Annotated in this window: 26 protein-coding genes; 3 read left to right on the plus strand and 23 right to left on the minus strand. The window is 44.9% G+C overall.

Annotated elements, in window-relative coordinates; all coding sequences use genetic code 11:
- Positions 1-23 precede the first annotated feature (23 nt).
- The 3 genes from CIK94_RS06570 to CIK94_RS06585 are packed head-to-tail and all read left to right on the plus strand — an operon-like array spanning position 24 to position 2,532.
- Positions 24-839: a hypothetical protein gene (locus CIK94_RS06570; protein WP_094422063.1), complete on the plus strand. Its 816-nt coding sequence runs from the start codon at positions 24-26 to the stop codon at positions 837-839.
- Between the two features lies 1 nt (position 840).
- A complete protein-coding gene (locus CIK94_RS06580; RefSeq protein WP_144008327.1) occupies positions 841-1,959 on the plus strand; it encodes an HNH endonuclease signature motif containing protein in 1,119 nt (372 codons plus the stop codon).
- 30 nt (positions 1,960-1,989) lie between these two features.
- Entirely contained in the window at positions 1,990-2,532 is a 543-nt protein-coding gene (locus CIK94_RS06585) for a hypothetical protein (protein ID WP_094422069.1), read from the plus strand.
- Between the two features lie 102 nt (positions 2,533-2,634).
- Here CIK94_RS06585 and CIK94_RS06590 read toward each other — a convergent pair whose 3' ends face one another.
- The 23 genes from CIK94_RS06590 to CIK94_RS06700 all read right to left on the minus strand — a co-directional run bounded on the left by CIK94_RS06590 (position 2,635) and on the right by CIK94_RS06700 (position 26,563).
- Positions 2,635-3,753 carry a competence protein CoiA family protein gene (locus CIK94_RS06590; protein WP_094422071.1) on the minus strand — a complete coding sequence of 373 codons (1,119 nt, stop codon included), beginning with the start codon at positions 3,751-3,753 and terminating at the stop codon, positions 2,635-2,637.
- A 12-nt stretch (positions 3,754-3,765) separates the two neighbouring features.
- Positions 3,766-4,251 (minus strand): helix-turn-helix domain-containing protein, encoded by a 486-nt coding sequence (locus CIK94_RS06595; RefSeq protein ID WP_094422309.1) that lies wholly within the window; start codon positions 4,249-4,251, stop codon positions 3,766-3,768.
- A 195-nt stretch (positions 4,252-4,446) separates the two neighbouring features.
- On the minus strand, positions 4,447-6,633 hold the full coding sequence (locus tag CIK94_RS06600; protein WP_094422073.1) for a type IV secretory system conjugative DNA transfer family protein: 2,187 nt from the start codon (positions 6,631-6,633) through the stop codon (positions 4,447-4,449).
- A complete protein-coding gene (locus CIK94_RS06605) occupies positions 6,633-7,310 on the minus strand; it encodes a DUF1566 domain-containing protein (RefSeq protein ID WP_144008328.1) in 678 nt (225 codons plus the stop codon). The genes CIK94_RS06600 and CIK94_RS06605 overlap by 1 nt, the downstream gene beginning before the upstream one ends.
- 12 nt (positions 7,311-7,322) lie before the next feature.
- A complete protein-coding gene (locus tag CIK94_RS06610; protein ID WP_371591644.1) occupies positions 7,323-7,847 on the minus strand; it encodes a hypothetical protein in 525 nt (174 codons plus the stop codon).
- Between the two features lie 13 nt (positions 7,848-7,860).
- Positions 7,861-8,712: a conjugative transposon protein TraN gene (traN, locus tag CIK94_RS06615; protein ID WP_371591645.1), complete on the minus strand. Its 852-nt coding sequence runs from the start codon at positions 8,710-8,712 to the stop codon at positions 7,861-7,863.
- Positions 8,713-8,720: 8 nt separating this feature from the next.
- Positions 8,721-9,953, minus strand: a complete 1,233-nt coding sequence (traM, locus tag CIK94_RS06620) for a conjugative transposon protein TraM (protein ID WP_094422079.1) — start codon at positions 9,951-9,953, stop codon at positions 8,721-8,723.
- Positions 9,931-10,335, minus strand: a complete 405-nt coding sequence (locus CIK94_RS06625; RefSeq protein ID WP_181020837.1) for a hypothetical protein — start codon at positions 10,333-10,335, stop codon at positions 9,931-9,933. Before CIK94_RS06625 ends, traM begins: the two co-directional genes overlap by 23 nt.
- An 11-nt stretch (positions 10,336-10,346) precedes the next feature.
- Positions 10,347-10,961, minus strand: a complete 615-nt coding sequence (traK, locus tag CIK94_RS06630) for a conjugative transposon protein TraK (RefSeq protein WP_094422081.1) — start codon at positions 10,959-10,961, stop codon at positions 10,347-10,349.
- A gap of 17 nt (positions 10,962-10,978) precedes the next feature.
- Positions 10,979-12,103, minus strand: coding sequence for a hypothetical protein (locus CIK94_RS06635; protein WP_094422083.1), 1,125 nt, complete (start codon positions 12,101-12,103; stop codon positions 10,979-10,981).
- Between the two features lie 14 nt (positions 12,104-12,117).
- Complete coding sequence (locus CIK94_RS06640; RefSeq protein ID WP_094422085.1) at positions 12,118-12,852, minus strand: DUF5045 domain-containing protein; 735 nt, start codon at positions 12,850-12,852, stop codon at positions 12,118-12,120.
- Between the two features lie 14 nt (positions 12,853-12,866).
- Positions 12,867-13,604, minus strand: coding sequence for a hypothetical protein (locus tag CIK94_RS06645; protein WP_094422087.1), 738 nt, complete (start codon positions 13,602-13,604; stop codon positions 12,867-12,869).
- Positions 13,605-13,615: 11 nt separating this feature from the next.
- Positions 13,616-16,243, minus strand: coding sequence for a hypothetical protein (locus CIK94_RS06650; protein ID WP_094422089.1), 2,628 nt, complete (start codon positions 16,241-16,243; stop codon positions 13,616-13,618).
- Between the two features lie 5 nt (positions 16,244-16,248).
- Positions 16,249-16,683, minus strand: a complete 435-nt coding sequence (locus CIK94_RS06655) for a DNA-directed RNA polymerase subunit alpha C-terminal domain-containing protein (RefSeq protein ID WP_094422091.1) — start codon at positions 16,681-16,683, stop codon at positions 16,249-16,251.
- A gap of 6 nt (positions 16,684-16,689) precedes the next feature.
- Complete coding sequence (locus tag CIK94_RS06660) at positions 16,690-19,383, minus strand: helicase HerA domain-containing protein (protein WP_094422093.1); 2,694 nt, start codon at positions 19,381-19,383, stop codon at positions 16,690-16,692.
- Between the two features lie 86 nt (positions 19,384-19,469).
- The gene (locus CIK94_RS06665; RefSeq protein ID WP_094422096.1) at positions 19,470-19,766 is read right to left on the minus strand and encodes a DUF4133 domain-containing protein; all 297 of its coding nucleotides are present in this window, start codon (positions 19,764-19,766) and stop codon (positions 19,470-19,472) included.
- A 13-nt stretch (positions 19,767-19,779) separates the two neighbouring features.
- On the minus strand, positions 19,780-20,118 hold the full coding sequence (locus CIK94_RS06670) for a DUF4134 domain-containing protein (RefSeq protein ID WP_094422313.1): 339 nt from the start codon (positions 20,116-20,118) through the stop codon (positions 19,780-19,782).
- Between the two features lie 125 nt (positions 20,119-20,243).
- Positions 20,244-20,609 (minus strand): DUF4134 domain-containing protein, encoded by a 366-nt coding sequence (locus CIK94_RS06675; protein WP_254046157.1) that lies wholly within the window; start codon positions 20,607-20,609, stop codon positions 20,244-20,246.
- The gene (locus CIK94_RS06680; RefSeq protein ID WP_094422098.1) at positions 20,587-21,354 is read right to left on the minus strand and encodes a hypothetical protein; all 768 of its coding nucleotides are present in this window, start codon (positions 21,352-21,354) and stop codon (positions 20,587-20,589) included. The genes CIK94_RS06675 and CIK94_RS06680 overlap by 23 nt, the downstream gene beginning before the upstream one ends.
- 251 nt (positions 21,355-21,605) lie before the next feature.
- On the minus strand, positions 21,606-21,935 hold the full coding sequence (locus CIK94_RS06685; RefSeq protein WP_144008329.1) for a hypothetical protein: 330 nt from the start codon (positions 21,933-21,935) through the stop codon (positions 21,606-21,608).
- On the minus strand, positions 21,932-22,714 hold the full coding sequence (locus CIK94_RS06690; protein WP_094422102.1) for a ParA family protein: 783 nt from the start codon (positions 22,712-22,714) through the stop codon (positions 21,932-21,934). The genes CIK94_RS06685 and CIK94_RS06690 overlap by 4 nt, the downstream gene beginning before the upstream one ends.
- 23 nt (positions 22,715-22,737) lie before the next feature.
- Positions 22,738-23,319, minus strand: a complete 582-nt coding sequence (locus CIK94_RS06695; RefSeq protein WP_094422104.1) for a hypothetical protein — start codon at positions 23,317-23,319, stop codon at positions 22,738-22,740.
- Positions 23,303-26,563 (minus strand): DNA primase, encoded by a 3,261-nt coding sequence (locus CIK94_RS06700; protein WP_158216531.1) that lies wholly within the window; start codon positions 26,561-26,563, stop codon positions 23,303-23,305. The genes CIK94_RS06695 and CIK94_RS06700 overlap by 17 nt, the downstream gene beginning before the upstream one ends.

Genomic DNA, 26,563 nt, shown 5'->3' on the forward strand with positions numbered 1-26,563 from the left:
TATTGTATAATATTACTAAGAATATGACAAATAGAGAATGGGCACTAAAAATGATTCCAGTTCTTGTGCGATGGGCACAAGGAGCATGGGACAAGCCTCACTATTATTCTGATTTGACTGCTGCTGTAGGACATAAGACAAATCATATTGGAAATGTCATGGGTATCATCCAAGACATTATTGACGATTTACAAAAACAATCAGGTAAAAATATTCCCACCTTAAATTGCCTCGTGTTTAGCAAATCCTCCGACTTGCCAAGTGATGGATTTGATTATGTCATCAAGAACTACAGTAAGCTGTCGCCTGACTCCAAAAAAGGCGAGGTTAGAAAACTAAACCTCCAAGCTCATCTTTATGATTGGGAATGGGTGCTTGATTCGCTGGGATTACAACCTGCAAAAATCTTTTCAACCGACGATTTATCCAAATTGAAAAGTTCCAGCCATGGTTTCGGTGGCGAAGGGAAAGAGCATAAAACTATAAAAGATTATATTTGTTCACACCCTGAAAGCATTGGAATTAGAAAAGTCATTTCAGCCAGGACCGAATATGACCTTCTCTCTGGTGATAGACTTGATGTCTTCTTCGAATGCAAGGGTAATAAACATATAGCTATAGAAGTAAAACCGTCATCATCTCCTGAATATGATATAACACGTGGAATTTTTCAATGTGTAAAGTATCAAGCAGTTATGGATGCTGCTCGTGTCGCTGATTATGGAAATTATAACAATGAAGTCATCCTTGTTATGGCAGGAATCATGTCAGCGAAAAACAAGCAACTGGCCAATGACCTTGCAATTAACTATATCGAAAATTTCACTTTAGCTGGATAAGATGACCAAAGAAGAATACGAAAAGCTATTACAGTCTGATTATTGGAAAGGATTCTCCTATTCTTTAATCAAGGAGCGCAATTTCACATGTGAAGATTGTGGGCGAAGGTTTTATAATCAAAGGAATAAGCTTCAAGTCCACCATTTGGTTTATCGAGACATCAATCCGTGGTCTTATAAACCAGAAGAAATGGTTGTTCTTTGTGAAGAATGCCACAAGAAACGCCATGGTATATGGCAAGACCCTGTACAAGAAGAGAGCACTACTCATAGCCATGTGCCATTTGGAGATTATGCCAAATCATATTCTTATTCAGAAGAAATCAAAGAAGAGCGTCCACATCATTCTACATTTCAAAGTGAGGCAGATAGATGGGGGAATCCCATTGGTATGGGCAATGGATATAATGTAAAAGACAGAAATCCTTTTCCTGAAGAACCACAAAATAAGTTTAACTGGAAATATGTATTGTGCGGCCTTCTATTATTATTAGCCTTGACTTTTGGATGGAATAAGTTCTCACAACTAACATCAAACGAGAATCGTGAACAAATAGAGACGAACCAATCTGAAGAAAGGCGCAATGAAGATAAGCCCTCTTCCGTTAATGCAAGTGCCCAATCGCAAGATAGGGAATTCAAAATAAAAAAAACGGATAATTCAGATGCCAAAACTATAGACAAGACAATAGTTGAAGAGCATTCTGTTTCATCTGAACAGATGTCAAATCCGAAAACCCCATCAGAATCATATTCTGGAGAGGACTTGAATGAGGTGAGTGAAACTCAAAAAACTAAGAAGGAAACTCAAAGAGAACTTACTACGTTAGAGATACTTGAACGTAGAAATCATGAAGAGGTAGTGAAACAAGCCAGACGAGCTGGGGTCAGCACCGAAGGCAGCACCACGGACATTCTTGAAAGGATAAACCATGCAGAGGTGGTGAAACAAGCCAAGAGAGCTGGGGTCAGCACCGAAGGCAGCACCACGGACATTCTTGAAAGGATAAACCATGCGGAGGTAGTGAAACAAGCAAAACGGGTTGGTGTTAGTACTGAAGGTAGTACCACAGACATTCTTGAAAGAATAAATCGCAAGGAATTAGAGAGAATGAATTGATAAACGAACATATAAGCAGAAACATGGCAAATGACAAGTCGCAAACAAGCCAACAACAAGGCCAACAACAAACAAGAGAAAGTGGACAGCAGGGACAAAGCACTCGGTCAAAAGGGCCTTCCGGGAGTCCTGCCGTCAAAAAAAGATGAGTTTGAGAAACGAAGACAGGAGCTACTGGATGAGACTCAGCGGTACATGTACCAGCAATCCAGTAAATTCTCATCTGTATCTCGAAGTCTCGTTCTCGGCATAATAGGAACCATATGGGTTCTGACTTATGTCGATGGGAATCTATGCATTCCAAATAAGTGGCTATTGAGCAGCCTTATAACAGGACTTGTTTTTTTGCTTACAGATGTCATTCACTACTTTTGGGATTCCATGAGTTATCATATTGAATCCTACAAACTTGATTCTTATCAGACCCTACTTGACATCGACAGAAAACATGAACCCAAAATGGATGAAATCAACAAAAGGAGCCATTGGTTTATTATGGCGAAATTTTGCATTCTAATTATAGCGGCCATACTATTCGGCATTGGGTTATCACTTAAAACAGCACTCGTTTAACTATAACTATGTTGAAATACTTGCCTTTATGATTGACTCATAATGACAAGTATTTCACAAACAAGTCAATAAATAGATCAATGTACTCCTGTATCTCCCAGGTTACATTTTATGCCAGACATCAACTATGTTGTTCTGCGAGAATTTAGTAAAGTCATTGAGGTTTTTATGATAAAAGTCCTCTTCCACTTTATATTTACCACATGATATAGCCTGAGATGCCTCACAGGGTTCATCTGGATTCAGGTCACAAGAAAGTTTTTCCTCGTCATAATCATAATGATGATGACTGCAGAGATAGCAGTTCCTCACATCACAGCCTTTGCTTCTTGCTAATGCCAGTCCCCAGTTGTAAAAACGTCCGAAGGAAAATGCTTCAGGACTTACTTGAATTTCCGGGAACATACCCATGCTATAATTACTGTTCTTGATTGTAACTTCCAATAAAGCACACCTTCTTCTGTTCCTAAAAGTCTTACAATCGCACGCAGACCTTGCAAAAGCTTTGCCTGTACTATAATAGATAAATTTTGAGAGTGAATAACGGGCTGGAATGACTTCATCAACAATATCTTTGGGATTAAAACTGTAGAATCTTACAGTGTCACTCTCCTGAATGTCATTGGCTACAATGTTTTCCACATCTTCTTCAGAATGAACTTCAAATTCAATGATTCGTTTATGGGACTCCTTCTTTTTTTGAGTACATTCATGCGTAACTTTAATCTCAATAAGAATATCATTCTTTGAATTGTTTGGGTTACTCCATAATAGGTCTGCCCTGAATCTGTCATCATCGACATGAACAATCTCTTCAAGCCTACAAACAGTGAGATATTTCTTCAAATCAACAGTCTTTTCGTCAAGTCTGGAACACTCATCACCACTTCCTATCCAAATGCAGTCTTTGGCATACTTACAAGCCATCGACTGCTGATAATGGAGTATAATGCTCTCGGACTCTTCAAACCACTGTTTGAGTCTCAGCTTCGCAAAGGCATGGAGATAGGATTCATAAGAACATTCCTTATTAACATCGTTTTCATACCTATAGTCATGTGCAAAGTGCCAGGCACGGATATTTCCGCAACGTTTGAGCATTCTGCATCCACAATGAGGACAGAAACAATCCTCCTTACTTTCATGAGCTTCGTTGATATGTACCAATACACCGCTCTTGGAAACAGCATAATGCTGCTCCATTCTATTCTCATATTCCATGGACCTGCGTGTTTACTGGTCAATATCAACGAAATCCACTTTCTTTCCCAAGGCAGTGGCAATCTTCGCAAGAATATCAAGTCCAACAGAGTAGCGACCATTCTCAATACGACTGAGATTGGCTGCATCAATACCGACAAGACGTGAAAGATCTCGTGCCTCTATACCACGTTCTTCACGTATCTCCTTGATACGATTGCCTATTCTGGCTCTATCCTCATGCCTGGTACCACTACTTATACCGAGAATACCACCACCTATGCCAAAACGCAGGGACTCACGCCAGATGTCATTAATCATCTGCTCTTTGTTATCGGAGAAATTCTTGTCAAACAACGATTCAAGCCAGAAAAGTTCCTGTTTCCTGGTTTCTTCGTTAATATAACTACCGATTTGGCAAAGAACTGTAAACACTTCTCCATCTGGAGCAGTGACTTCAACCTCTTTTCTGTTTATAATCTGGGCTGAAGATTGATGTTTAAACTTAGATATATCCATATTTTTAATCGTTTTTATAGTGGTGTACCCCACTTCTAAAATGAATACCGCAGCAAAGGTAAGATAAATTTTCTAATTGGCAAATAAAACAATCAGAAATTTACATATAAAACAATCAATTTGTGTTTTTTTTCTTTTCCAGGGCATTCATATATAAGAAAGAGAGAAGACGTATTGCCCCCTCTCTCGCAGTGCTTACTTCTTATTGAACTCCTGTATTTCCTTAATCATATCTTTCACGTCTTGGTTAACTTGCAGAAAGTTGGCATATAATATCCGCTCACGTACTTCTGGAGAATCAAAATGGTAGAACTGAGGGATAGGATAATTAGCATAGTCCTTCTCCTCCTTGGAGATTTCATCCATGTCGAAGTTCGTCTTGCAAAAGAACTTGCTGGTTTGAAATTCCTCTGACTCCTGGATGTCCATACTCCCTCCCCTGCCTGTCTTTGTCTTTACGAAGTCACGAGCAGTCTGACCACATATCCAGCCTGTCGCCATGTCTGCAATCTTAGAGCCTGGCACAAGGCTGTCCATATTTTCATTGAGATTAACGGAAGTTCTGTCGCGGTCAATGGTAACACCTTTCTTTAACTGCACAACCTTACCGAAGATGTCATTAGACAGCCATTCAAGGGTTTCCTTAGCTCTTGCAGAACCACTGACCACATTACCTACAGTAGTAATAATCTTTTGCATACCTGTCTTGCCATAGTCGGCTTCCAACTGCGGAAGTTCCTGAAAGCCCAAGGCTACACTGACCTTATTGCTTCGAGCCGTTCCTATCAGACGGTCTATCTTGTGGAAATACAACGTAGGAAGCTCATCGACGATGATGCTGACTGGTATATTCTTGCCCTGGCCGGTATTGACACGGGTGACAAGTCGATTCAATATCAAAGCATTCAAAGCACCAATAATACTTTCCATCTCTGGGTCATTGGCTATCAGCAGATAACTCGGATGCTTCGGATCAGAAACCTTCAAGTCGAAGTCATCACCATCCTTATGGAAAATCCAATAAGATTCCTTGGTTGCAAGACGTGAAGTGAAGACACGCAGCGTACCAATCATACCTTCCAACTGTTCCATTGCCTTATTCTCAAATGCCGTCTTGAACGGGCCAAGAAGTGGTGCCACCTCCGTATCGGTCATCAGAACCTCAAAGATGGTCTCATAGCTTTCATTCAGGAATGACAAGATATGTGGCATGTCGCTATATTTGCCCAACCAATATGCTGGAGTCGTTACATTACCCATTGAGTCACGAACAACACCCGTTGGCTTGATCATACCTGTCTCCGGGTCAATGGTTTTGTCAAAGTTCAATTCTTGACCATTCTCATCATACGGTCTCTTTTCATAGTTGCAGAAGAAATAGATACAAGCAGCAAGGAAGTTGACAGCAGAAGTCTGGAAGAACTGGTCACTGCCTCCACCGCCCTCTTTCTTGCCTTTCTGTAAGGATTCAAGAAGGGTCTCGGCAGTTTCACTGGCGGCAGCCAGATTGCTGATGTATTTCAGTTGGATAGGATTGACACGACGGCTGTATTCAACATTCACGAAGTTGATAATGTTGAACTGGCAGTCTTTTGGGGTCTTTCCGGCTTTCTTGTTGATACGGTAGTGGTAGTACAGCTTCTGGGCAAGCGTCGGGAACTTGTAATCATAGACAACCATTGCAAACCCCTTGGCACTGTGTTGACGGATGAACGGCTCAATGATGGAAAAGGTCTTACCTGAACCAGGTGTTCCTACAACCCATGTACCACGGAACGGGTTGATAACATTTACCCATCCCTTGCGGAACTTTCCTTTATAATAATAGCGCATCGGGATATTGACACTATACTTATTCTCTACCTTCTCCTCCATCTGCTCAAAACTCTCGTTCTCGAAATTGAAACGGTCTTTCAGCAAGCCATCTTTCAGGTATTTAGAGATATTGTCAAGAGCAACATGAACCAACACAGTACCGACCACAGACATTACGAAATAAATCCATGTGCTGCTGTGGAGTGTGAAGAAGGTTGGACTCCAATGACGATTAAAGACCCAGACGGAGAAGAACATGAGTATCACACCAAACGTAATGGGATAAATGACCATACGCTTGGCATTGAACTCCAAATGTTTCTTATTTCTGGTGCCGACACAAGTAACGCATATCATTAGGAAAGTCATGATCTTACTGCGAAGCATGTGGCCGTCCTGGTACACATCCATGAGTTTAAGCCTACCATGGATGTCAGCGAGTATTCCGCCCCAAAAGTCCAAAACTTCTGGGTTTATGGCATACTCAAAGAACTCAACTACCAAAGAGAGGTAGATGAAAGTACGGAATATCTTATATAGCGTCTGTAGGTCTTTGCTCTCTTCCATCACTTACGAATTTGTTCTTCTTTGTTCAAACGAATCATCATTATTGGTCTGACTGGCAATGAGGTGTGCTTGTCAGTGCTTTCAAAACGACCTGAATAGAGGCTGAAACGCCAAGCTCTGTCTGTGGCAGCCCCTTCACATTCTGTACTCGTCCAGTACCAGCAATCAACAGAGTCAACAGGAAGGACTACCCCTCCACATCGCTCGATAGTTGCATTGACGATATGCCTTGCCGCATAGAGCTTATACATTTCACCGACGGATGGTATGAAATACTTGGCTTGCACACTTGATGCTATAGGGGATTCTATCTTACCGTAACGCAAGGCCGTTGTGTTTGACTCTCCATCGCAAGCATTGATGTCAGTGGAAGTTCCCTGAGCAACATAGATGGTGTCTGGATTGATGAAAGCATCCTGAAAAGAGGCATTCAAACTGACGGCATAGGCAATACCTGATATTTCATCCGCTGCATCTACATAGAAAAGAACAGCTTCTGGAGTATTGCCGTTTTCAATACATTTCTCATAAGTGGTGACATCACCATTGGTGCTATAGACCATGCCCGGCATCCAGCTATGCCAGGAGAAATCTTCCTCGAAATGTTCATCACAGGAAGTCAGCAGCATAGTTGCCATCAAAGCATATAATAACTTCGTGAATATTCTTGTCTTCATAATAACTCGTTTTTATCGTGAACCTGTTGGAAGTTTAATGCCTAACACAATGCCTGTACGAAACAGGTCTTCACCATTGATGCACAAATCGGTCTTCACCTGCCAATAGAGCTGCCATCCATGACGGAAGACATAGTTATGCTCATAACCAAGATTTGCCCAACCTACTACCTCATGGGTATCACTGCCAGCACTGGCTCCGATACGCAGAGTGCCATACTTGTTTCTGGAACGTACAACGCATGGTTTATAGGCAACACCTAATCCCCATGTGCGATAGTTGTTCCAGAATGATTCTTTGGTAACATGTCCGGCTGATTCGTCCTTTGCCCACTTTACATAGCCATTGGCAAAATATTCCCAGGCATTGTGATTCTTTGTCTCATGCTCCACGGCAAACGTTACATCAAAGCCTCTCTCATAGAGCGCACCAACGCCCAATGAGAGACGGTTGCCGTGACTCTGTGCTTTACTTGTCACCGCCAGCAAGAGCATGGCACAGACAAGCAACGACTTCATAATACTTATTTTCTTCATAGTTCACTCGTTTTTATTCTTCCATCAGTATTGCCCTATTAAACGAATCGGCACTGAGCACATCCTCATACTCAATACTGAGATTGATGGTACGGCCACTAATCTGCTTTTCACTAAGTTCTATGGTCAGGATCTTGTCATTGGGAAAAGTCATCTTCTTCAAGACAATGACATTCCTGTACCCATAGCGGAAAGATTGTGTTGGATCAAGAACGAGTTCCGGTTTCAACTCAATAGTCTGCACAGTCGTTGCTTTCGAAGTCTTCTTATCATTGAGCTTAACCCTTAACTGGTCTATATCGAAACGGATGTTCGTCCTATTCTCAACAGAGAAATCAATGAAGAAATACTCCCCAACACTATAGATGTTATTCAGGCGCATTATCATACGGTGCATCTTGGTTGAAACGTTGCGAAAACGTGCTGGCGACGCCCAGATTTGACGCGCATACCGTGTCATATCTTCTGTTGACATGCTGACGGCAGGATTATTATACGGAACTCGCTCGTCCAAGGAAATCGTCTTCTCTGTCACTGCTTCATCCATATGGGAAGTATAGATAAGAGCATACTGGGTACGGTAACGCTCCGTAACGATAGTGACAACGGCCAACACGTCACCGTCATGATGTACGTCCATACCCTCTTTGGGTTTGAGACGGACAGTGTTGTTGATAGGCTGGTCACCGGCCACCTTGTCAGTGCTGATGTCCACAAAACGGACGGGCTCACTGGCAGTAATGACAGTGGTTACATTCTCGTTGACGGTAAGATATAGCATATCGTCCATCGTCGTCTGTGCCATAGTTGGCACAACGGACAGCAGCATAAAGACTGCCGTGCCAAACATTTTTGATAGTTTCATATTGATATTCATTTTGTTTGTCTCTTTTCCTTGGAATTGATTAAGTAAACCTGAGTACCATACTTGATATTCACCTTATTCTTGCGAATGTTCTTTGAGATAGCATTGGCAGTTTTCTGATAAGCATTCTGAAGGGCTTGCATTCCCCAGCGGCCCAATGAACTGGTGGCAGAACCGTCATTTAGGCTCATGCTTTGGCTCATGGCTCCACTGGCCACATCCTGTGTGGTTTCCCGGAAACTGCTCCTTGGCACATACAATCCTTCCATACCATCGGTATCGTAGATGCTCAGATTAACCTTTACCAATTCGTCATCAATGAGAACACTCTTGACGGTTCCCTTAACACGCTGTTGGCTGAAACCACTCATTGTGCAATACAGATAGCTGCCGCTTGGGATAGTACGGTCGCCAACGTCGATGTCATCTAACAGCCTTAGGCGCACACGGCTTCCATCAACCGCCTTGACATTCTCATCGACAATGGCTTTGATAAGTTTATTCTGGGGGTCATTAGTGGTGATGGTGTTGAAATAATCCGAAGTTTCTTTCTGTGACTTGACAACCTCTTCAGCTTCTGCCTCTTCCGCTATCTCGGTAACGGCATTCTCATTGATGGAGACTTCACCAACCTTTTGTTCAATCTGCTGCCGAGCTTTGCCTCCTGTTTCGGCTGCACTGTTCTCTACGGCAGACATTGCACCAGAAGCCTGGCGTTCACCTTCCATCCTCGCTTCAGCAAGTGCCTTGCGAAGTCCCTCCAGTGTCTCGTCTTCCTCTGAGGTGTTTCCACCCGTTCGGTCATCAGCAAAATGATTATCTTGTGCCTGTTGCTGGCGCATCTGCTCCTGCAACTGCTTCAGGCGTTCTAAAGACTCCTGTGCCTGTTTGCTGTTGGGATCCATAGCAGCGACCTCTGCATCACTATACTGTGAAGTATATTCTTCCTTGATGTCTTCCCCACCACGTTCAATGTTCTCTACGGCTGATTCATCCTTAATCTTGCCAAAGTCATTGAGCATATTGGTGTACTTGTCGCCGATACCATCACCTTTGATATTGGCATCAGGCAACTTGTCGTTGAAGAACTCGGTGGTTTCCAAGTTCGATTTGTCCACCTCGGCTTTTTCCGTACCAAAGAGGCGTATGACAAAGAAGCCCAAGAACAGGATGGGAATATACAGGATGGCAGGAAGCATATACTTCGGCTGCCGGAAGTTAATCTTTTCTGTAAGCTTCATATTCGTCTATTTGATGTGGTGTATAACTGTTGATGTCTTTCCTTTCCGTCATACCCTGCTCTTTGGGCGCATGATGACGCTTAAAATGAAGTTCCTTCTCCTGCCGTTCAACGGCACTGGAAGGCTGAGGTCGGTACTTGACTGCCTGTGTCATTCGATACAGGCTTAGTCCTACACTGAAGAGCACGAAAGAGAAAACGAGTGCAAGGAACAACTTTGTGTGCTTAGAGGCAAAACGCTGTACACATGCAGCACCCTTGTCAAGATGCAGGGTTTGGGCGAAACTCTTTCCTGCTGCCACATCCCTTTCATAACGCTCCTTGTACTTCGGGTCGTCCTTATCAGGAACTTTCTCCCCGAACAGAATCTTCTTAAATCCCATATTATTATCGTTTAATAGTTCGACTTTGTACGCTGCTCCAGATCTTTGTTCAGGATAGTGCGCCAGTTAACGATAAGCAGTCCATGCGGATTATTCTCGGTTCTCGGCACACGCTTCAGATAGCCCTCAGTGACCAGTTCACGCATCAGCACGGAAGTTCTGCGCTCGATACGCTGACGGCCATAATAGGTGAAGGACATATTCTCTTCACTGAAACGGATACTGTCACAGAAGATACTGAAGACGGCACTCGTTCCCATGATATTGCCATAGAAACCTTTCTCCTTCAGGGCATTGTACTGTGCCAGACCTGTCTCGTCGATGAGGTACATGGCTTTCTCCATCGTGTACTTGATGTATTTGTCATCAGGTGCAAGAGTAAAGAAATAATGATGGAACATTTCGACATGGCTCTTAGCTTCGACGTCCAAGGTTTCCTCCATCGTACTACGGTTGACGAGGACGGGAACATTGCCGTCCAGGACATACACTTTCTGATGCGCATCACTGACCATTCCCCTGGCTGTCCAGATGCTGCCAAGAGAGATGATCACACATCCCACTAAGAACAGGCTGCATATAATAAGCACCAGCTTAATCTTGTTTTCTAAATTCTTGATTACCATTGTATAACGATATTATATTAAACTCCTACTAAACGTCCTGCCGACTGACGCATGGAGGTGGCCACACCCTCACCGAAGCTACGGGTGGAGAATGCGGTATCGCCCTCAGGTATCATCCAGGCTGCAAGGTCTGGAACAAGGTTCAAGCACTTTAAGGCCACGACACTGGCTGCCATAAGATAACCAGCCGAGAAGAAAGCGTTCTGCAAATAGTTCACTACGGTCTCATCTGAAGCAGTGACTGCCGCGAGGTCGTTATATTGTATGTTGATGACTATATCAAAGAGCAAGAGGACATAGAAGCCGACGAAGTAAAGCATGGCTCCGTAGAAATGCACGGTGAGATACCTGATAATCCACTTAGCCCATGCCCCTTCCCATTTCGGCAAGAGCGAGAACGCCCATTGAATAGGTCCGAAAATGGTAAGCATACCCAACAGAATCTGCTGGCAGTAGATGGTTCCCCACCAACCTATTCGGAAAGTAATTAACGCTATCAGCATGATTATCTTGTCGGCCAACATCACAAGTCCGGCTGTGGTACTGGTCATCTCTGCTTTCACAATGTTTTTTTCATCTTCAGCTGCAGCATCTGCATCTGTGACATCCTGCACACTACTCTGGGTGAGCAAGGCACTGACGGCATTGCTGGCCGCCTTGATGGTGGACATCGGATCTGCGGCTTCGTCGCCTAACTGATACATCAGCTGCTGTACGTCCTGCATCCTGTCCTCCACCTGTGCTGCCTCGGCTTCATAGAGGTCGTGGGTGTAACTACCTATGGCATTAGGAATATAGCTCAGGAAGTCCAGAGCACACCAAGAGCTGTGACCTCCTGCTATACCAGTGTCCGATGGTGGGTACCACCAGCAAAGGACAATGCTGACAACTAACGGCTTGAACAGTTTCATTACATCCAATGGCTCACGCTTGACCATCATCTTATAGGCCATGTGAGCACAGACGATGATGGCAAAGAGTCCTGCCAAAGCCATAGACATCTGGAGAATCCACCAAAACGGCCCCTGACCACCCGTGAACGTGGCATCGGTCAGAAACTCGTTGGTTCTGAATATCACGTCATCAATCTCTTCTTCAAGGAGGTTAATGCCGAAATCAACAGCGGTACTGTCATTACTCATATTACTTCTTTCGTTTAAGGATTATTTGATACTCGTCTGGTACTGCCTTCATGGGAGGCATCACGCCAACGGTTATAGCCAGCTGTCGCATTCTCACTGACACGGTGCTGGAAACGCGACATGGCTTGAACAAGGTGGTCTGCCTGATTCTTTGTAGTCAGGTATCGCACTCTAAGCAAAAGATGGTCATTGCTCTTGACAATCTCATCATAAATGGCGAGATACTGCTTCTGACGTTCACTATTGGGCATATATGCTTGCCGGGTGGCTTTGATAGCGAAGTCATACATCTGGCCAAGTTCTGTCCAGTTGGTGATTTCCTCTGTCTGAGCCTTCCCATTCAGGGCGTTGATATTGTTTTTGAAGGCAAGCAGCTTGCTTTCAATCTTGTTTCCTTCCGTGACCCAAGCAAGGTCAACCTGGCGGTCAGCGATATTGGCTGCTTCAATCTTAGCACGGCCTTCAAGGTCTGCCTGAATACTGTCTGCATATTCCACCTGTGGAATGGAAGCGGTATTGGCTGCAATACGCAAAGTGTTCTTAACAGAAGTGGCAGCTTTGGCTCCGTTCTTGTACCTCCGATGGGTAACGGTATAGTAAAGCTCTGGAGTCAAATTACCCGCACCCAGTTCCATGACCTGAATCTGCCCCTGCTTGGAGGCATCGTGATTGTAGGTCATGGACTGAGCATGGGACTCAATACAAATGAAAAGTATAGCAACAGCCGATATGAAGATGCTCTTTCTCATATTTTTTCTTTACGTTAATAATCAAGAATGTTTCCTGCTTCCATCCATCGATCAAAGGCTTCCGTTGCCATCTGACGAATGGTTTTGGAACGGTATATCTCAGACTTCCAATAACTCGTCCTCGCCTGTATGAACTTCCAGGTCTGGTAATAGGCACTATTCACGATGTCCTTGATACGGTCAAGTGACTTGTTGATATTGTCAATCATCAGCATTAAGGAGGCAGTGGTGCAACAGACCTGGCCACTGGCATAAGCCGCCAACACACAGACGGAGGAATAAAGATTCTGACATTCCCCGGCAAGATTGGCAACAGCCCTGGCATTGACGGCAAGCAGCAACGTGTCGGCACTTTCTATGCGCCCACGCTGGATGATCTTCTCATTGAAGTCTTCGAGCATCGTCTTATACTTGCCTATCTTCTCCGAAACATTATCATAGGTGCGATAGACATTGAATCCTGTGCTGACGGTGCTATACACAAGGTCAATGATGTCAAAGGCACGGGTGTACTTGTCTAATTCAAGATTGATATCCCTGTACTCCCGATGAGTGACCTTGCTGGCCTTGTGCAGGAGGGCATTGCTCTCTTCCAAGGTGGCACGGGCAAGAAGGAGGCTGCGCTGCTTCTTGTGGTCGTTGATGTAAGCTTCAATGGTCGGTATGTCACGAGGGACTAACTGAGCCATGACAGCCTTGGGACACAAGGTAGTCAGGCAAAGCAATAGGATGATATGTCTCAACTGTCTCATTGCTAATCGTCTTAGGGTTCAACATCATAATTATTGTTCTCTTCCTCCCAATCGTAATAGTCACTGCCTCCGTTGTGCATCCAACGGCGACGACTCTTTTCTGCGATATTCATCTTGCGGTTCTTGTCAGCATTGAGCTTGGGTAACAAGTCGTGTACCCAATCCCTGACTGTGTGCTTATAATGGAGGAACTTCTCTATCGTTGCCAGATCTGTGTATATTTTAGCAAGCCTTGCCTCAATGCCTCTGGCAATCTCCAGACGGTCACTTGCCCATAAGAGGTGACGGACCCCGTCTGTGTCTTCTGTTTCCAGTCCTGGACGACGGCTATATTCAACACTTACCGTACATGAAGGATATTCCTGAGCAAGCTCACTCAAACGCTGGTTGACAATAGCAGCGTTCTCATCATCGGTCTTTGAAGGATCAAGTTCCATCGTTTCTGCAACGGACGTATCACTCCAGCTACTGGTCAATTCCCAATCAATCTGCACAATGGCACGGTGTATCTTGATACCAAGGAAATACTTTGGTCTTCGTGCAATAGAAACCGTTGCCTTGAAAGTAACCGTTCCCTTGACGCTACCGACAGTTCCATTGCGGATAAAGGTGTAGCCCGTCCAAGAGCCGTTGTCCGTCCATGTGATTCCATAGGCATCCTTCATGGACTTCATCAACTGCGGTATTCTGGTATAGTCATCAGTCTGGGCACGCTCCCCTTCCTCTGCTTCAGAAATGGCGTTTCTGGTGTCAATAATACTCTTGTTAATCGTGTCGAGTTGTGACTGTAAATCGCGTATCTTCTGTTTGTTGCTGTTGTAAGTGGCTTGATACTGGTTATATTCCTCAGTGGTTGTCGCCTGGGACATCTTACGGAGCAATTCACTATTCTCTGCATTAAGGGCATCCAACTGGCTCTGCAGATGGGCCGCCTCCTGTTGTAACTGTGCAATTTTAGCCTGTAGCTCACCGGTGTCTATCTCTGATGTTCCTGTAAGCGTTGTGTACATAGAACATTCCTTTGTGTGGCTACTGGGGCTACTTCCACAGTGACTGCATTTATAGGTGGTACTGCCCTTACCCAAAGTGCCTCCATCATGGCATGTGATGCTGAAAGTAGCAGATGCAGCTCCAGCAATCTTCTGAGCATTAGATGCCTGATAGTAGTTTCGGTTATCATAACCGATATAATAGGTATAGTTGCTCTCCGTCGGATGTGTGGAGATATAATCATTCAATTCAGAAGTATTCTCAATGTCACGATGGTCACCGTTTTCATTATACTGATTTAGGCGAGCATTCATCTGAGCCATGAACGTATTCCAGTCCATACTATAGCTGTCAAAGACGGCCTCATAGACCTCTTCCTTGACATTCCACGACTTTGTAACTTGGATGCTATAGGCATAAGCCTTGGCATACTGACCACTTTTTGACTTGCTCAATATGTAGGCAAGAGGTGAATAATAGATGGAATAGCTGAAGCCATCACCACTGGCATTCAATTGGCGTACCCTCTCACGACTCCACCCTGCGTAACCCTCGGAATTTAGCAAAGCGGCCTCATACTGAGTGGAATTTGGATAGAAATTGGGGTCTTTGGTGCTGATTCTGTACCATTCGCCACCATTGATGATACTGTTATCATCTGTAGGAGGATTATAGTTACAAAGTGTCTCACTCCCAGCATCCCTACGATAGATATAAACACGTTGAGTATAATAACTGCCCTGAGCAGCAGAAGCCCAGTCATCTATCCACCGAGTGAGATTATAGTCACTCAGATTGAACAGATTGCCGATATTCTCTTGTCCTATCACTGTAGTCAGAACTTGTGTTGCGGATAAGTCTTTGTACTCTTCATACATGTTCCTCACATTATCGGCAAGGGTGAGCACACTTCCCACCTTCTCCATGAACGTGCCACCAAAACTTGTCCCTTGGAGCAGCTGATTCACACCATTGTTATATCCGGCATTGGCAAGGCCAACACCTTTGCTGATGAGATTGTCAAGGTCGGCTTTCAAGTTCTCCTCAGAAAACGCCCCTTCAATGTCATCGCCCAGGTGCTCGAAAAGTTCCTTCCAGTCTATGCCTCCTAATTTGGCCAAGTTGAAAACTGCTTTCAGTTCTTCAGATATCTCCAGAAAGGCAATATCATTAAAGCTTAGAGTACTGTTCGTGACAATGTTCTCAAACTGCTGACAGAGAGATTTGACATCATCACAGGTCTTCAGAAGGTAACTGCCCCAATAGATAGCTGTCGAAGGATCTTCTATCATAAGCTGGGCGCATACGACCATCTTTGGTATAATACGCCGTGAGACAATCTTATAGATACGGTTGTAGTAGTAGTTTTCCTGACGGTCATCCCATAAATTGAGATTAGTGAGTGCTTTCCTGTCAAGGTATTTTGAAGAAAAGATACCGGCACTGGCAACTTCGGCAGCTTTGTAGCTGTCATAGATCTTCTGAAGGTTCTCATTATGAAGAGCCTCCATAGCAGCCTCGGTAGTGAAAGCCTCAGACATGGCTTCCATTGTGCCGTAATCCACATTAATGCTATAGTACTGAGCCTTGACACTCACAGGGAATGCCAAGGTCAGTAACACGAAAAATATGGACAGCGTCTTCCTCATAATTACTAATCTTTGTTTTGGTAATATTTTCTCAGGACACCGATGAAATCATCTGCTGCCATCAAGGCCAGCTCAGCATTCTCTATGGAATAGTCTGAAAACTTGTTTATGTAAATCTCTTTGGCAATTGCATATCTACGATTCTCCCATTCTTCATCAGACAACACGAAGGAAGGGCAATTCAGATACTCATCGATGCTCTTATCATCCATATCAAGCTTCAGGCCATACTCAGACAGAGTCATCTCAATAGCTCGAACCGTCTTTTTTCCGCAATTCCTGAGTCGAAGAAATGCATTACGGCTCGTTTTACACAAGTCGAGGACAGTTTCAATCTCGTAAACATGCAAGGCATGATGAACACGGAGATTATACCCATCTCCAAATTCGAGTCTCTCTATTGGAGTACTGAGATCAATGCGTTTGTCTTTAGCAATCATATTGTTTTAATATAAGTTTAATACGTGTCCTGTCTGGTTGACTTTCTGAGCGAAAGCCAGTGACTTGCTGATGCCGGACTTGTTCCAATCACGGACATAGACTTCGATGGCTTTCTGATGAGAACATTTCAGTTCTCTCTTATAGAGTTTCAGGGCCTCTTTCTCTGCTCTTTCCGTCGTATAGGTCATATAGCATTCCCTCGGTTCTTCAACACCGAAGACATCGCTGGCAAGACCACGACGAATGAACACTTCACGGAAGAAAGCCCTGCCTTCCTTGTTCTCCAGTCGATTGATGGTAAATATCTTGCGGCATTCTACATCAGTCAAGCCCAGGACAGCCTTAATTTCATCAAAACGCTCCTTGAACTTACCCTGGTCAAGTAGCATGATAACATCCGAGTTATTGATGATAGCTTCCTTGACAATGGGACTGCCTATGATGTCCTGGAGTTCCTGTGTAACTACCCCAACCATTGCCCAGAACTTTCTGGCCGTCTTATAGAGATACTTGATGTACTCTGCCATCATGGGAGAGGCAACGGCTTTCCATGCCTCCTCGATGACAAGCACCTTGCGGTTCTTCTTGATGCGCATCTTCTGGATGAAAACATCCATGATGATAAGCGTCACAAGCGGGAATAACAAGGGGTCGTCCTTGATGGTGTCAATCTCAAAAACGATGAAGGTCTCATCGAAAAGCGTGGAGTCCAAATTCTCGTTCAGGGTACGCTCATGACTGCCTCCCCTGTAGAAGTCCATCAGCATATAGTTATAGGTTGATATATCTATACCGGCAATCTTATTCTCGTTACAAATATATGGTATGCGCTGAGTACTGTACTCGTAGAAAGAGTTAAAGGACAGTTCCTTAACCTTCAGTGCTTTCCTTCGGTCTTCCATCTCCTTGATACGCTTATTAATCCGCGCCTCGACTTCCTCATTGGTGTCTGTGGCACTGCCTTGTGTAGCTGTTTCAATGAGGAACTTCTTATGTAAGGCATCCCTCTGAGAGGCAGAATAGCCTTTGAAACCAACAAAATAAGCTTCATAGTATTCAGTAATGACCTGCTCGATAAGACGGTCTTCTGTCTTGCTCACTTCGCCGTTACTACCTTTCCAGATGAGCATGATGAGATTTTTCAGGAAACCTATTTTTTCCACGTTCAGCTCTTCTCGCTGGATGCGGAACGGGTTCATCGTGATAGGATTCTCCTCGGTATAACTGATATACTTACCACCGACATACTCACAAAGACCTTCATACGAGTTACCTGTATCGACCATGACAACGTCTGTATTCTGCTCCCAAAGCTGTCTTACGACACTATTCATGTGGAACGACTTGCCGCTTCCGCTTGGGCCAAGACAGAAAAAATTAGAGTTATCCGTTAGCTTCTCCTTGCCCTCTTTTCCACTGATGTCAATGGCAACGGGCACACCCTGACGGTCTGTATAATAGACCTTCAAAGGCGTTTCCTCACTCTTGGTCATCCTCTCCTTGTACATCATGCAGCAAGCAGCATCGCTCAGTGTCAGGAAACGGTCATACTCTGCATTAAGGCCATAACAATTACCAGGGAACGAGTTGACAAATAGTTCCAACTGATTGTAAGCACGTTGGCTGATATGGATTCCGATACGACCAAAGGCATTCTCCAAATGATTGGTACACTTCTGGAGATCTGCATCGGCAGCAGTGGTAATAATCAGATTGAAATGGCAATAGACCAGCTGTTTGTTCTCTCTCGCTATTAGTTCTTCAACCTGCTTTATGTCCTCCACGGCAATCTGATTACTTGGATTGGGCAAAGAGGCATGGCGGTTCTTTTTCTTGGCGAGCTTACTCATCTCCTGCTTCTGGTTGGGGATGAATATGACTTGATTGAAGACAACACTCTGTGCGTCTGGTATGCTGTCAACAAGTGACATCAAATCCACAGGCATGGTGATATTGTTAACTTCTATATTGGTATATGGACGTATCAAAGCCGGAAGGATAATGCTATCCACATCGACAAGGCTGTACACCTTAAACTTTCTTGGGCCAATGCCGATACTTTCGTCCTTGACATTGAAATTGTTCAACGAAACATGTCTGTCCGTGAAGTTCTGGGCAAGGTAACGGTCAGCATATTCTGTTGCCTGAGCCTTATTCAAGAACTCGGAATGTATTCCGCGGTCTCTGAGCTGATCCTTGACCTTGTTAATCTTTACCTGAAACTCTCTCCATTTTCTGTTATCAAAGCTGAAGAGTCTGCTTTTCTTGTTTTCCTGCGTGATAGTAATAAAAGTGGTACAGTCTGTATGCTCCCTTCCCTCAAAATAGCGGAAATAGCTTTCAGACAGAAACTCTCTGTTCCCGTCTGCCTCGCCCTTAAACTTTTTTTGGGTAAAGATGTCCTGCTTGTGGATGGCATAGCCATCGCCCAAGGTTGCCATGACTGCCGCCATGAGACTCGAATACTCATAGTAGCTGTCGATATTGGCACAGAACTTCTGAACGGGATTCTGCATGGCAAGAATTGCAGAGTATTCGCCAGTCTTGGTATAAAGCACACCAACACCATCCACGTCCTCGACCGAGAAGTAGATGTCCTTGAATATCTTTGCCCGTTTACCGCCTGTACCGAATGCGGAAACGGAAATTGCCATGCCAATCAAGATGGCGATGAAAATTAATATGATATAAACTGCCATGTACTTTCTTTCTTATTTGAGATTTAATAAGGGCAGCCGGCAGTAACCGACTGCCCTCATCCAAATGCTCTGGCAACTACGGTTAGTTACAGTTTACACAGCGTGGCATAGACGAAAACACCCTTGTCGGCTTTCTTGGAATGAAGGCCACGACGCTGTTTCACCATGATTATGCCGACACCTGTACTGATTGACAGCACGGCAAAGGCAAGACCGATAATGAAACCAGTCAGCGCATAGACCAGCATGAAGCCAAGGATTCCGACAGCAGCGGTAATAGCCGCCCAGGTGATGTACCTTCCCTGTAATCCCATGAATTCCAAAGGACGCTGAAGCCCCTTGAACATCGGATAGTCCGTGTAGTTGTCTGTCTCCTGTGCCATAGTTACCTCGTTGTTAACCTGTGATACCGAAGAACAGAGGCAGTGCGTTGGCGGCTGCAATCAGGAAGATGCAGGCACCTACCACCATCATGATCTTTTTCTTGACGTCCTGCTCCTCGTTGTTCATGGCGATGTAGACGCTGATAGCGCCGACAATGGCCACCACTCCTGCCAGAGCGTAGCAGAGGTTTACCACATAGGGTACGTATGCCGCAATCTGCGTAGCTACTTCCTCCATGGCACTGGTTCCTGCATCATAGCCGGTGTTAGCCAGCGACTGAGCGAAGGCACCAACAGGCGAAAGGATGGCGATACATACGGCCAAGACTCCTGTCTTGACACGTGACCCCATGCCCTGTACCCAATCTACCGTAGAAGTGATAGCGTTCTTGAAAAACTGTTTCATTGCTTCTTGACGTTTTTTTTGGTTTAACATTCCGTGAATTAACTCCTATTGTGGTTCGCGAATACAATATTCTAAAATATGAAATTCATGTTCTGATAACCGAAGAAGGCTGGCATGACTATCATTGCTCCTATCATAAACAGGATGCCACCGAGAAGCATCATGATACTCTTGGTGATGTCGCCCTCGTGGTTGTTCATCTTGATGTATATCTGCAAAGCTGAAACGATAACCATGATAGCAGCCACAGCGTAGAGAATATCAACCGTATAAATCATCATCGTTCCGACAAAAGAGGTTGCCTCTGCCAAGCCGTCTGCACCCCAGGAATAGTCCACCGCTCCACTCTTGGCTGATGCCGTCTGGCAGACGGTAAGAGACAAAAGGGAAAGGAATACTCCGAATGGGATGTGATTAGTAGTTGGTGACTTCATCATGGGTCTCGATATTTAACTGTCCTGCTCTCTGCTCTCGTATAACACGGGTTAGGTCAAAACTGTCCATCTGATTGCCCTTGCTGGCTATAGACAGCAATGACGCATTGACCATATTTGCCTTCTCCTGGGCTTCGTCTGATACCGCCGGCTCGACTAACTCGGTAACACCATACTTAGGGGTCAACAAGTCCGGGTCGAAAGCATCATTTACATCGAAGTCTTTCTTGTCTGTATCATCTTCCGGCTTCTCCTCAAAATATTCGATGCCAGGCACAGGCTCTTCGTCATCCTCCAACTCCGACGTTTCTTCTGCTGATACACCATCCTCTAATGGTTCTTCAGCCACTGGCTGCTCATCAACACCTGGAACATCAGGTGCATCATCGGGTACGTCGGCACCCTCTGTGCCTTCTTCGTCCGCGGCTTCATCAACAGCGGTCTCACCCTCATCAACCGTGGTTGTTGATAAAGGTTCGTCTTCATTGGATTCTGCAATATCAACTGGCTCAGCAATAACAGGCTCCGGAGATGAGAAGCTGAATCCTCCAGTCTCAGTGTTCTCAATGACATTACGGGGAACAACGTCATCATCTGAATCCGAATCTGAGAAGCCATCAGTGTTGATGGTTTCTTCGGTGGCAGCATCGGACTTCTTTCTTGCTGTCATGTCTATGGTTATCATGGCTGCATAGTAGAGTATGTAGCCTAATGTCAGTACGATGGCGAAAATTACGAATGTGCTCATTGTGGTCACTTTTGGTTTTGTTCGTTGTCAAAATTTCGACGCAAAATTAGAGTGATTATCCCCCTCCATCGTAAAATATAGAGAAGATACCGCAATATTTTGGGGTAAATAAATGAATTGGTTCTAACCACAAAATCAAGTAGAACCAACAAATAACTGACAAGAGCTTTCAAGCACTCTGACAAAGCACAAAAAACGGCAGGCTCCACATTCGCAGCCTACCGTTCATTCTATATATCTATAGTGATTTTTCAGAAGAGATTCTTGGCATCCCCTTTCATTCGCCCATCTACCGGGCCATTTTTCCGCTCGTAGCTTTTGATGGCCTTTCCAAAAGCAGCATTGACAACTTCCTTAATCTGCAAACCTTCACGTTTGGCGATAATACGTATCTTTCGGAGAATGTCGGACTGGACAATAGTACAGAAGCGCTCTTCCGAGACTTCTTCACTCAATTCCCTCTCTGTGTCGAGATTCTTTACCGTGACATTGGGTTCCTGATTTGGAGGCAGCTCAGAAGCCAGGGAGATTTGCGTTCCTGTCAATCCTGTAAAAAGTGCATCAAGATTCTTGTTATTCATAGTACTGCCCCCTTTCCTTCCTGGTGCATCCTTTCAAGGAACTCCTCGGCAAAACTCAGGTAATCCTTTGCTCCATTGCTTCTTGGGTCATAGTCAACAATGTTGGCATTCTCCAACGGGGCTTCTGCCAGCCGGACATTCTTACGTATCTTCGTGCGGAAAACGATGTCCCCCAATGCCTGACGCAGGTTGTTCTCAATGCCTTTGGAGAGGTTGCTGGCCTCCCAACGGGTGATAAGGATGCCACTGACATGGGCTTGGGGATTGAGCCGGGCATGTACCATCTTGATAAAATCGTTAATCATGGTCAGCCCCTTGAACGGCAGCACCTCAGCGACCAGCGGAATAAGAATATCAGTGGATGCGGTAAAGGCATTGAGTGTCATCAGTCCCAACGAGGGTGGACAGTCAAAAAGGATAAAGTCATAGGTTTCTACGGCTTTACTCTTAATGAGAAGATCTGACAAGATACGTTCCCTTGCTATGGCAGATGACAACTCGACATCAGCCATTGCAAGTGTGAGAGAGGCAGGGATAAGATGCAGATAGTCATGAAGTATGACAATTGGGAGTGTTTCTACTTTGCCTGTCATGGCTTCATAAATGGTGGCACCATCACTGAAAGACGCAAGCGATGTTGTAAGGTTGGCCTGTGCATCGAGGTCAACAAGCAAGACCTTATAGCCCTTGCTGGCAAGAATACTGCCAAGGCTGCTGGTAGTAGTGGTTTTGCCAACGCCTCCCTTATGGTTGGCAACAGCGATAATTCTGGATTTCATACGATATATACAATTATAATCTTCTATTTGGCTTTGGATTCCATAACGACCTTATGCTCATTGTACCACTGAAGGATTTCCTTCTGGGTGGTGGTAAGCAACTGGGGACGATTGCAAAAAGAGGCAAGCAGCTTCTTACCGTCCTTGTTGTCTGGCAAGCGAAGTACTGGAATACCACCAGTACGGGTGATACTGATGCCATTATCCTTCGCTAACTTCTCTGCCTTGTCACCACAGACCTCAATAGAATGGGTGTCTGTGAGTTGCAACACTAATACAGTATCCGCAGGTATGTTCTTAGACTTGATATGGACAAAGGCAAGCTTGGCTTCCATCACATGATCAGCAGGAACATCGCTCTCCGTCTTGTAAGTTCCTTCATTGACAGCTTCAACATGGAATAAAAGCGGACGTTCCTTCGTCATGGCTTCAAGATTAAGCAACTGACCGACACGGGAACTGATTTTGTCTTCAGCAACGACTTCCTTGCGGAACTTCGGTTCCTGTGACAGACTGCCGGTATTCTCCTTGGCAGTCAGAATATAGCCGTTCTCCACTCTTTCCAGGGTGAAGAACAATGGAAATGGACTATTCTGTTGGTTCATATTCTATTGGGTTGGATGATTGGTTTTCAGGAAAAGACCTGCCAACACGTTCTTTCATCGTGCGCAGGTCGATGTCATAATTGGCACAGATGCTTTCATAGTCAAAGGCAAGGACACGCTCCTGGTCATAGAACAACTCACAAATGCCGTTCTCATTGGTCTTACGGACGGGATTGCCAGTCTCATCATAGACATAGAACTTCAGGGCTGAGTGGGTCTTACCAAGATACTCCGAGGTACTGGTCAGGTATGACAACAGAGACTCGTCGGGTATCATCTGCTTACCCTCACGCTTTGCCTGAATATTGGCTTTGGCAAGACAAATCTTCTCGCGGACAAAGAGAACGTAGGTGTCCTTCCCGAAATCGATGGTCTTAGGTGGAGATTTTTTCTGGCTTACCTTCAGGCTACCGACATAACTGATCTTATAGTCCTGACCTTCCTTGATGTCACCCAACTGACGAGACTTGGAGAACATAGACCAGAACATACTTATCTCATCAGTACTGTTGCAAAGCGAGAATTGATATTCAAGACCTCGAAGACATATATCCTTGACTCTCTTTGCATTGAAAGGCAACCCTTTTACAAATGGTTCAAGCGTATAGAAGGTGGCCAGCATCATTGCCCAGTTGTTGATGAAACGCTCACCGATAACATTATAATCCACCTCATCCTTGATTTCGTTCAGTGCCCGTTCCCAAGCCTTTTGCCATCGAGTCTCAAAGTTATCACGGAAATGCAATAGTTCAACAGTTATGTTTGTTGGACAGGCATTACGAAGTTGAATGAGCTTGTGAAATTTATCCGTTTCCTCTTTAGTACGCTCACTTCGTTGAGATTCCAGGAAAAGTACACGGGAGAACAATGCAGCATCGGCGGTCGGCATCTCCTGGCCAGTCAGTATCACTCCACAATCAACATTGGTACTTTCCCTTCGCTCACCATCTGCACTGCGTTTAGAGCGTCCGGCATTGTCATAGATGCCTTTGAGGAAGTCAATGTGCTTATGGCTGAGGGAGTTCTTGTATTCATCAAAGTGGACAATCATGTTGCTGACCTCCGCGCACTTGTCACCCATTGCATAGTAAGTAGTACTCTCCAGATTACTGACCTCCGGGTTGCGCTGAAACATGCTGATGATGCTTATGGCAAACTCCGTCTTTCCCGTGCCTTTCTTACCGTAGATATTCAGCAAAGGAAAAGAGCGCGTACTGTCGATGATGATGTCACGGAACAGGGAGGCCATATAAAAGCAAAGCGCCACCACCCCATTGTCACCATAAAGCTCGACTATAAGCGAAAAATACCGCTCCAGAGATATATCCATATTTGGCTTGTGCATAAAACGACGTTCGTTGACAAACCCCGTGCGGTTCGACTTATGGATCTTAGACATGGCTGGCAAGTAGAAATTCTCAGTGTCAAGACGGATGATGCCATATTCGTCGACCGGTTGCCACTTGCCACCATAGACAATACCATTGCAGAAAGCATAGAAACCCTTTTCACCGATGTTGTTCCAGCCCATCTGAGGGACCCGAAGGGCTTCCTCAGTCTTTTCATACATGAAGGCTTTCAACAGTTCGTATTTTTCCTGCTTCTCAAAGAAGCGGAAATTACCCTTTCCCTCTATCTGGTCTTTGAAACGATCGAGTTTTGTGACATCCATCTGACGCAGCTCAATAGTTTTGCGGATGCCGCTCTCATTCTCCAACTCGAAGATACGGGTTGGTGACTTGTCATCAGCGATTAGGAACAGTGGATGGATGACGAAGTTAGTCCAGTCCCGTTCCCGTCCCTGCTGGTCAAGGTCGTAATAATGACGACCACGACGATAGAAACGGTAGCCCTCCAGCTCGTCATTCTTCTGCATGGCCTGACGATGTTTTTGCTCCTGAAGCCGCCTTGCAGCGTCAGCAAGGGCAGTCTTCCAGACAGCAGCCTTCCTGAACTTGCCTTTCAGGTCACCAAGCAAGGAGGCTTGCATGACATCGCTCTGGACATACACCAATAAGTCACAGACTTCACTGATAGTTTTCAACTGGTCATCATTGGTGCCAGCCAAGTCATAGTGTTTGTCAGCATACCAAAGGATAAAGTCTTTCTCCATCAGGGTTTCCCATTGGTCCATGCTGGTGATATAGGAGTCGGCATCCTGCTTGACCTTCCCATCCGTAGGGATTTCCCTCACGGACACCTGGAAGCCAAGCTCAGTGGCAAGTCGCCCATTCTTGAAGACGAACTGTTCGCCCTTTCCGAACCGTTCCCCTTCTTTCGGTACATCGGCATCAGGGATAAAACACAACGAACAGCCGAACCTACTGAAGGTGTTCAACTGTTCTTTTGACCATGCACCGCCCAAGGAGGCTACGACATTGGGAATGCCCAATGATTGCAGTCGCATCACATCGGGCGCTCCTTCGACAAGATAGACCTTACCTGACTGCCGGGCCGCTTTCAAGGCAACATCTATGCCAAAGATGCTCAGCGATTTTTTGTAGATGGGACTGTCCTTGCCATTGAGGTATTTGTTTGTAGCCTGAGGATTCAGCGACCTGGCGGTAAACGTCACAATACGACCATATCGGTCACGCTGTGGTATCATCAGCCGACCACGGTAAAAATCAAAATAATGGTCTGGATGGTTTTCTTCTTGTGCTATCAAACCTAGCTCTAACAACAATTCTGTTTTCAGCCCCTGTTTCCTGGCAAAAGCAAGGAACTGGTTTCCTTTTAAGGGTGCATAACCCAGTCCCAGCGTCTTGCAGAACTCCCGTTCCCAGCGGTCTTCTGCATACAAGCGACATCGGGCCGACTCTTCGCAATCTGCCTCATATTGTTGTCTGAAGAAGTCATAGGCGAACTTATTGCAGATAAAAAGGCTCTCCTTATGGTGTTCGGCTTCTATCTCTTCATCTGTCTGTTTGGAATAAAGGTCACTGGTATCAACATCAGGACAATATGTTTTCAACAGAAACTTTACGGCTTCCACGAAGTCAAAGCCTTTCAGCTCCTGGACAAAACTAATGATGTCGCCACCCTTGCCGCAACCGAAACACTTAAACATGTTCAGCGAGAGATCCAACATCAAAGAAGGTGTCTTCTCACTATGGAAGACGCAACAGCATTTCTTGCGATTCTTTCCGGCATTCAGTAGTGAAGTGCCTGGACATAAGTCCATCACAAGCTGGCTGATGTCAACCCTTGACTTGATGGTATCTATGTATTTTTCTTTTATCAT

Origin of the sequence: Prevotella sp. P4-51 (assembly GCF_002251455.1) — a bacterium.
Classification (GTDB): Bacteria; Bacteroidota; Bacteroidia; order Bacteroidales; family Bacteroidaceae; genus Prevotella.

Bases quoted from the DNA above. Each gene is read 5' to 3' on its own strand.
- CIK94_RS06635 (WP_094422083.1), bottom strand. From the start codon at position 12,103: ATGAGTAATGACAGTACCGCTGTTGATTTCGGCATTAACCTCCTTGAA.
- CIK94_RS06595 (WP_094422309.1), bottom strand. From the start codon at position 4,251: ATGGATATATCTAAGTTTAAACATCAATCTTCAGCCCAGATTATAAAC.
- CIK94_RS06680 (WP_094422098.1), bottom strand. From the start codon at position 21,354: ATGAGCACATTCGTAATTTTCGCCATCGTACTGACATTAGGCTACATA.
- CIK94_RS06650 (WP_094422089.1), bottom strand. From the start codon at position 16,243: ATGAGGAAGACGCTGTCCATATTTTTCGTGTTACTGACCTTGGCATTC.
- CIK94_RS06690 (WP_094422102.1), bottom strand. From the start codon at position 22,714: ATGAAATCCAGAATTATCGCTGTTGCCAACCATAAGGGAGGCGTTGGC.
- CIK94_RS06665 (WP_094422096.1), bottom strand. From the start codon at position 19,766: ATGGCACAGGAGACAGACAACTACACGGACTATCCGATGTTCAAGGGG.
- CIK94_RS06695 (WP_094422104.1), bottom strand. From the start codon at position 23,319: ATGAACCAACAGAATAGTCCATTTCCATTGTTCTTCACCCTGGAAAGA.
- CIK94_RS06590 (WP_094422071.1), bottom strand. From the start codon at position 3,753: ATGGAATATGAGAATAGAATGGAGCAGCATTATGCTGTTTCCAAGAGC.
- CIK94_RS06585 (WP_094422069.1), top strand. From the start codon at position 1,990: ATGACAAGTCGCAAACAAGCCAACAACAAGGCCAACAACAAACAAGAG.
- CIK94_RS06605 (WP_144008328.1), bottom strand. From the start codon at position 7,310: ATGAAGACAAGAATATTCACGAAGTTATTATATGCTTTGATGGCAACT.
- CIK94_RS06685 (WP_144008329.1), bottom strand. From the start codon at position 21,935: ATGAATAACAAGAATCTTGATGCACTTTTTACAGGATTGACAGGAACG.
- traN (WP_371591645.1), bottom strand. From the start codon at position 8,712: ATGAAACTATCAAAAATGTTTGGCACGGCAGTCTTTATGCTGCTGTCC.
- CIK94_RS06670 (WP_094422313.1), bottom strand. From the start codon at position 20,118: ATGGGGTCACGTGTCAAGACAGGAGTCTTGGCCGTATGTATCGCCATC.
- CIK94_RS06610 (WP_371591644.1), bottom strand. From the start codon at position 7,847: ATGAAGAAAATAAGTATTATGAAGTCGTTGCTTGTCTGTGCCATGCTC.
- traM (WP_094422079.1), bottom strand. From the start codon at position 9,953: ATGAAGCTTACAGAAAAGATTAACTTCCGGCAGCCGAAGTATATGCTT.
- traK (WP_094422081.1), bottom strand. From the start codon at position 10,961: ATGGTAATCAAGAATTTAGAAAACAAGATTAAGCTGGTGCTTATTATA.
- CIK94_RS06570 (WP_094422063.1), top strand. From the start codon at position 24: ATGACAAATAGAGAATGGGCACTAAAAATGATTCCAGTTCTTGTGCGA.
- CIK94_RS06700 (WP_158216531.1), bottom strand. From the start codon at position 26,563: ATGATAAAAGAAAAATACATAGATACCATCAAGTCAAGGGTTGACATC.
- CIK94_RS06600 (WP_094422073.1), bottom strand. From the start codon at position 6,633: ATGGAAGAGAGCAAAGACCTACAGACGCTATATAAGATATTCCGTACT.
- CIK94_RS06655 (WP_094422091.1), bottom strand. From the start codon at position 16,683: ATGATTGCTAAAGACAAACGCATTGATCTCAGTACTCCAATAGAGAGA.
- CIK94_RS06625 (WP_181020837.1), bottom strand. From the start codon at position 10,335: ATGGGATTTAAGAAGATTCTGTTCGGGGAGAAAGTTCCTGATAAGGAC.
- CIK94_RS06645 (WP_094422087.1), bottom strand. From the start codon at position 13,604: ATGAGACAGTTGAGACATATCATCCTATTGCTTTGCCTGACTACCTTG.
- CIK94_RS06675 (WP_254046157.1), bottom strand. From the start codon at position 20,609: ATGATGAAGTCACCAACTACTAATCACATCCCATTCGGAGTATTCCTT.
- CIK94_RS06580 (WP_144008327.1), top strand. From the start codon at position 841: ATGACCAAAGAAGAATACGAAAAGCTATTACAGTCTGATTATTGGAAA.
- CIK94_RS06660 (WP_094422093.1), bottom strand. From the start codon at position 19,383: ATGGCAGTTTATATCATATTAATTTTCATCGCCATCTTGATTGGCATG.
- CIK94_RS06640 (WP_094422085.1), bottom strand. From the start codon at position 12,852: ATGAGAAAGAGCATCTTCATATCGGCTGTTGCTATACTTTTCATTTGT.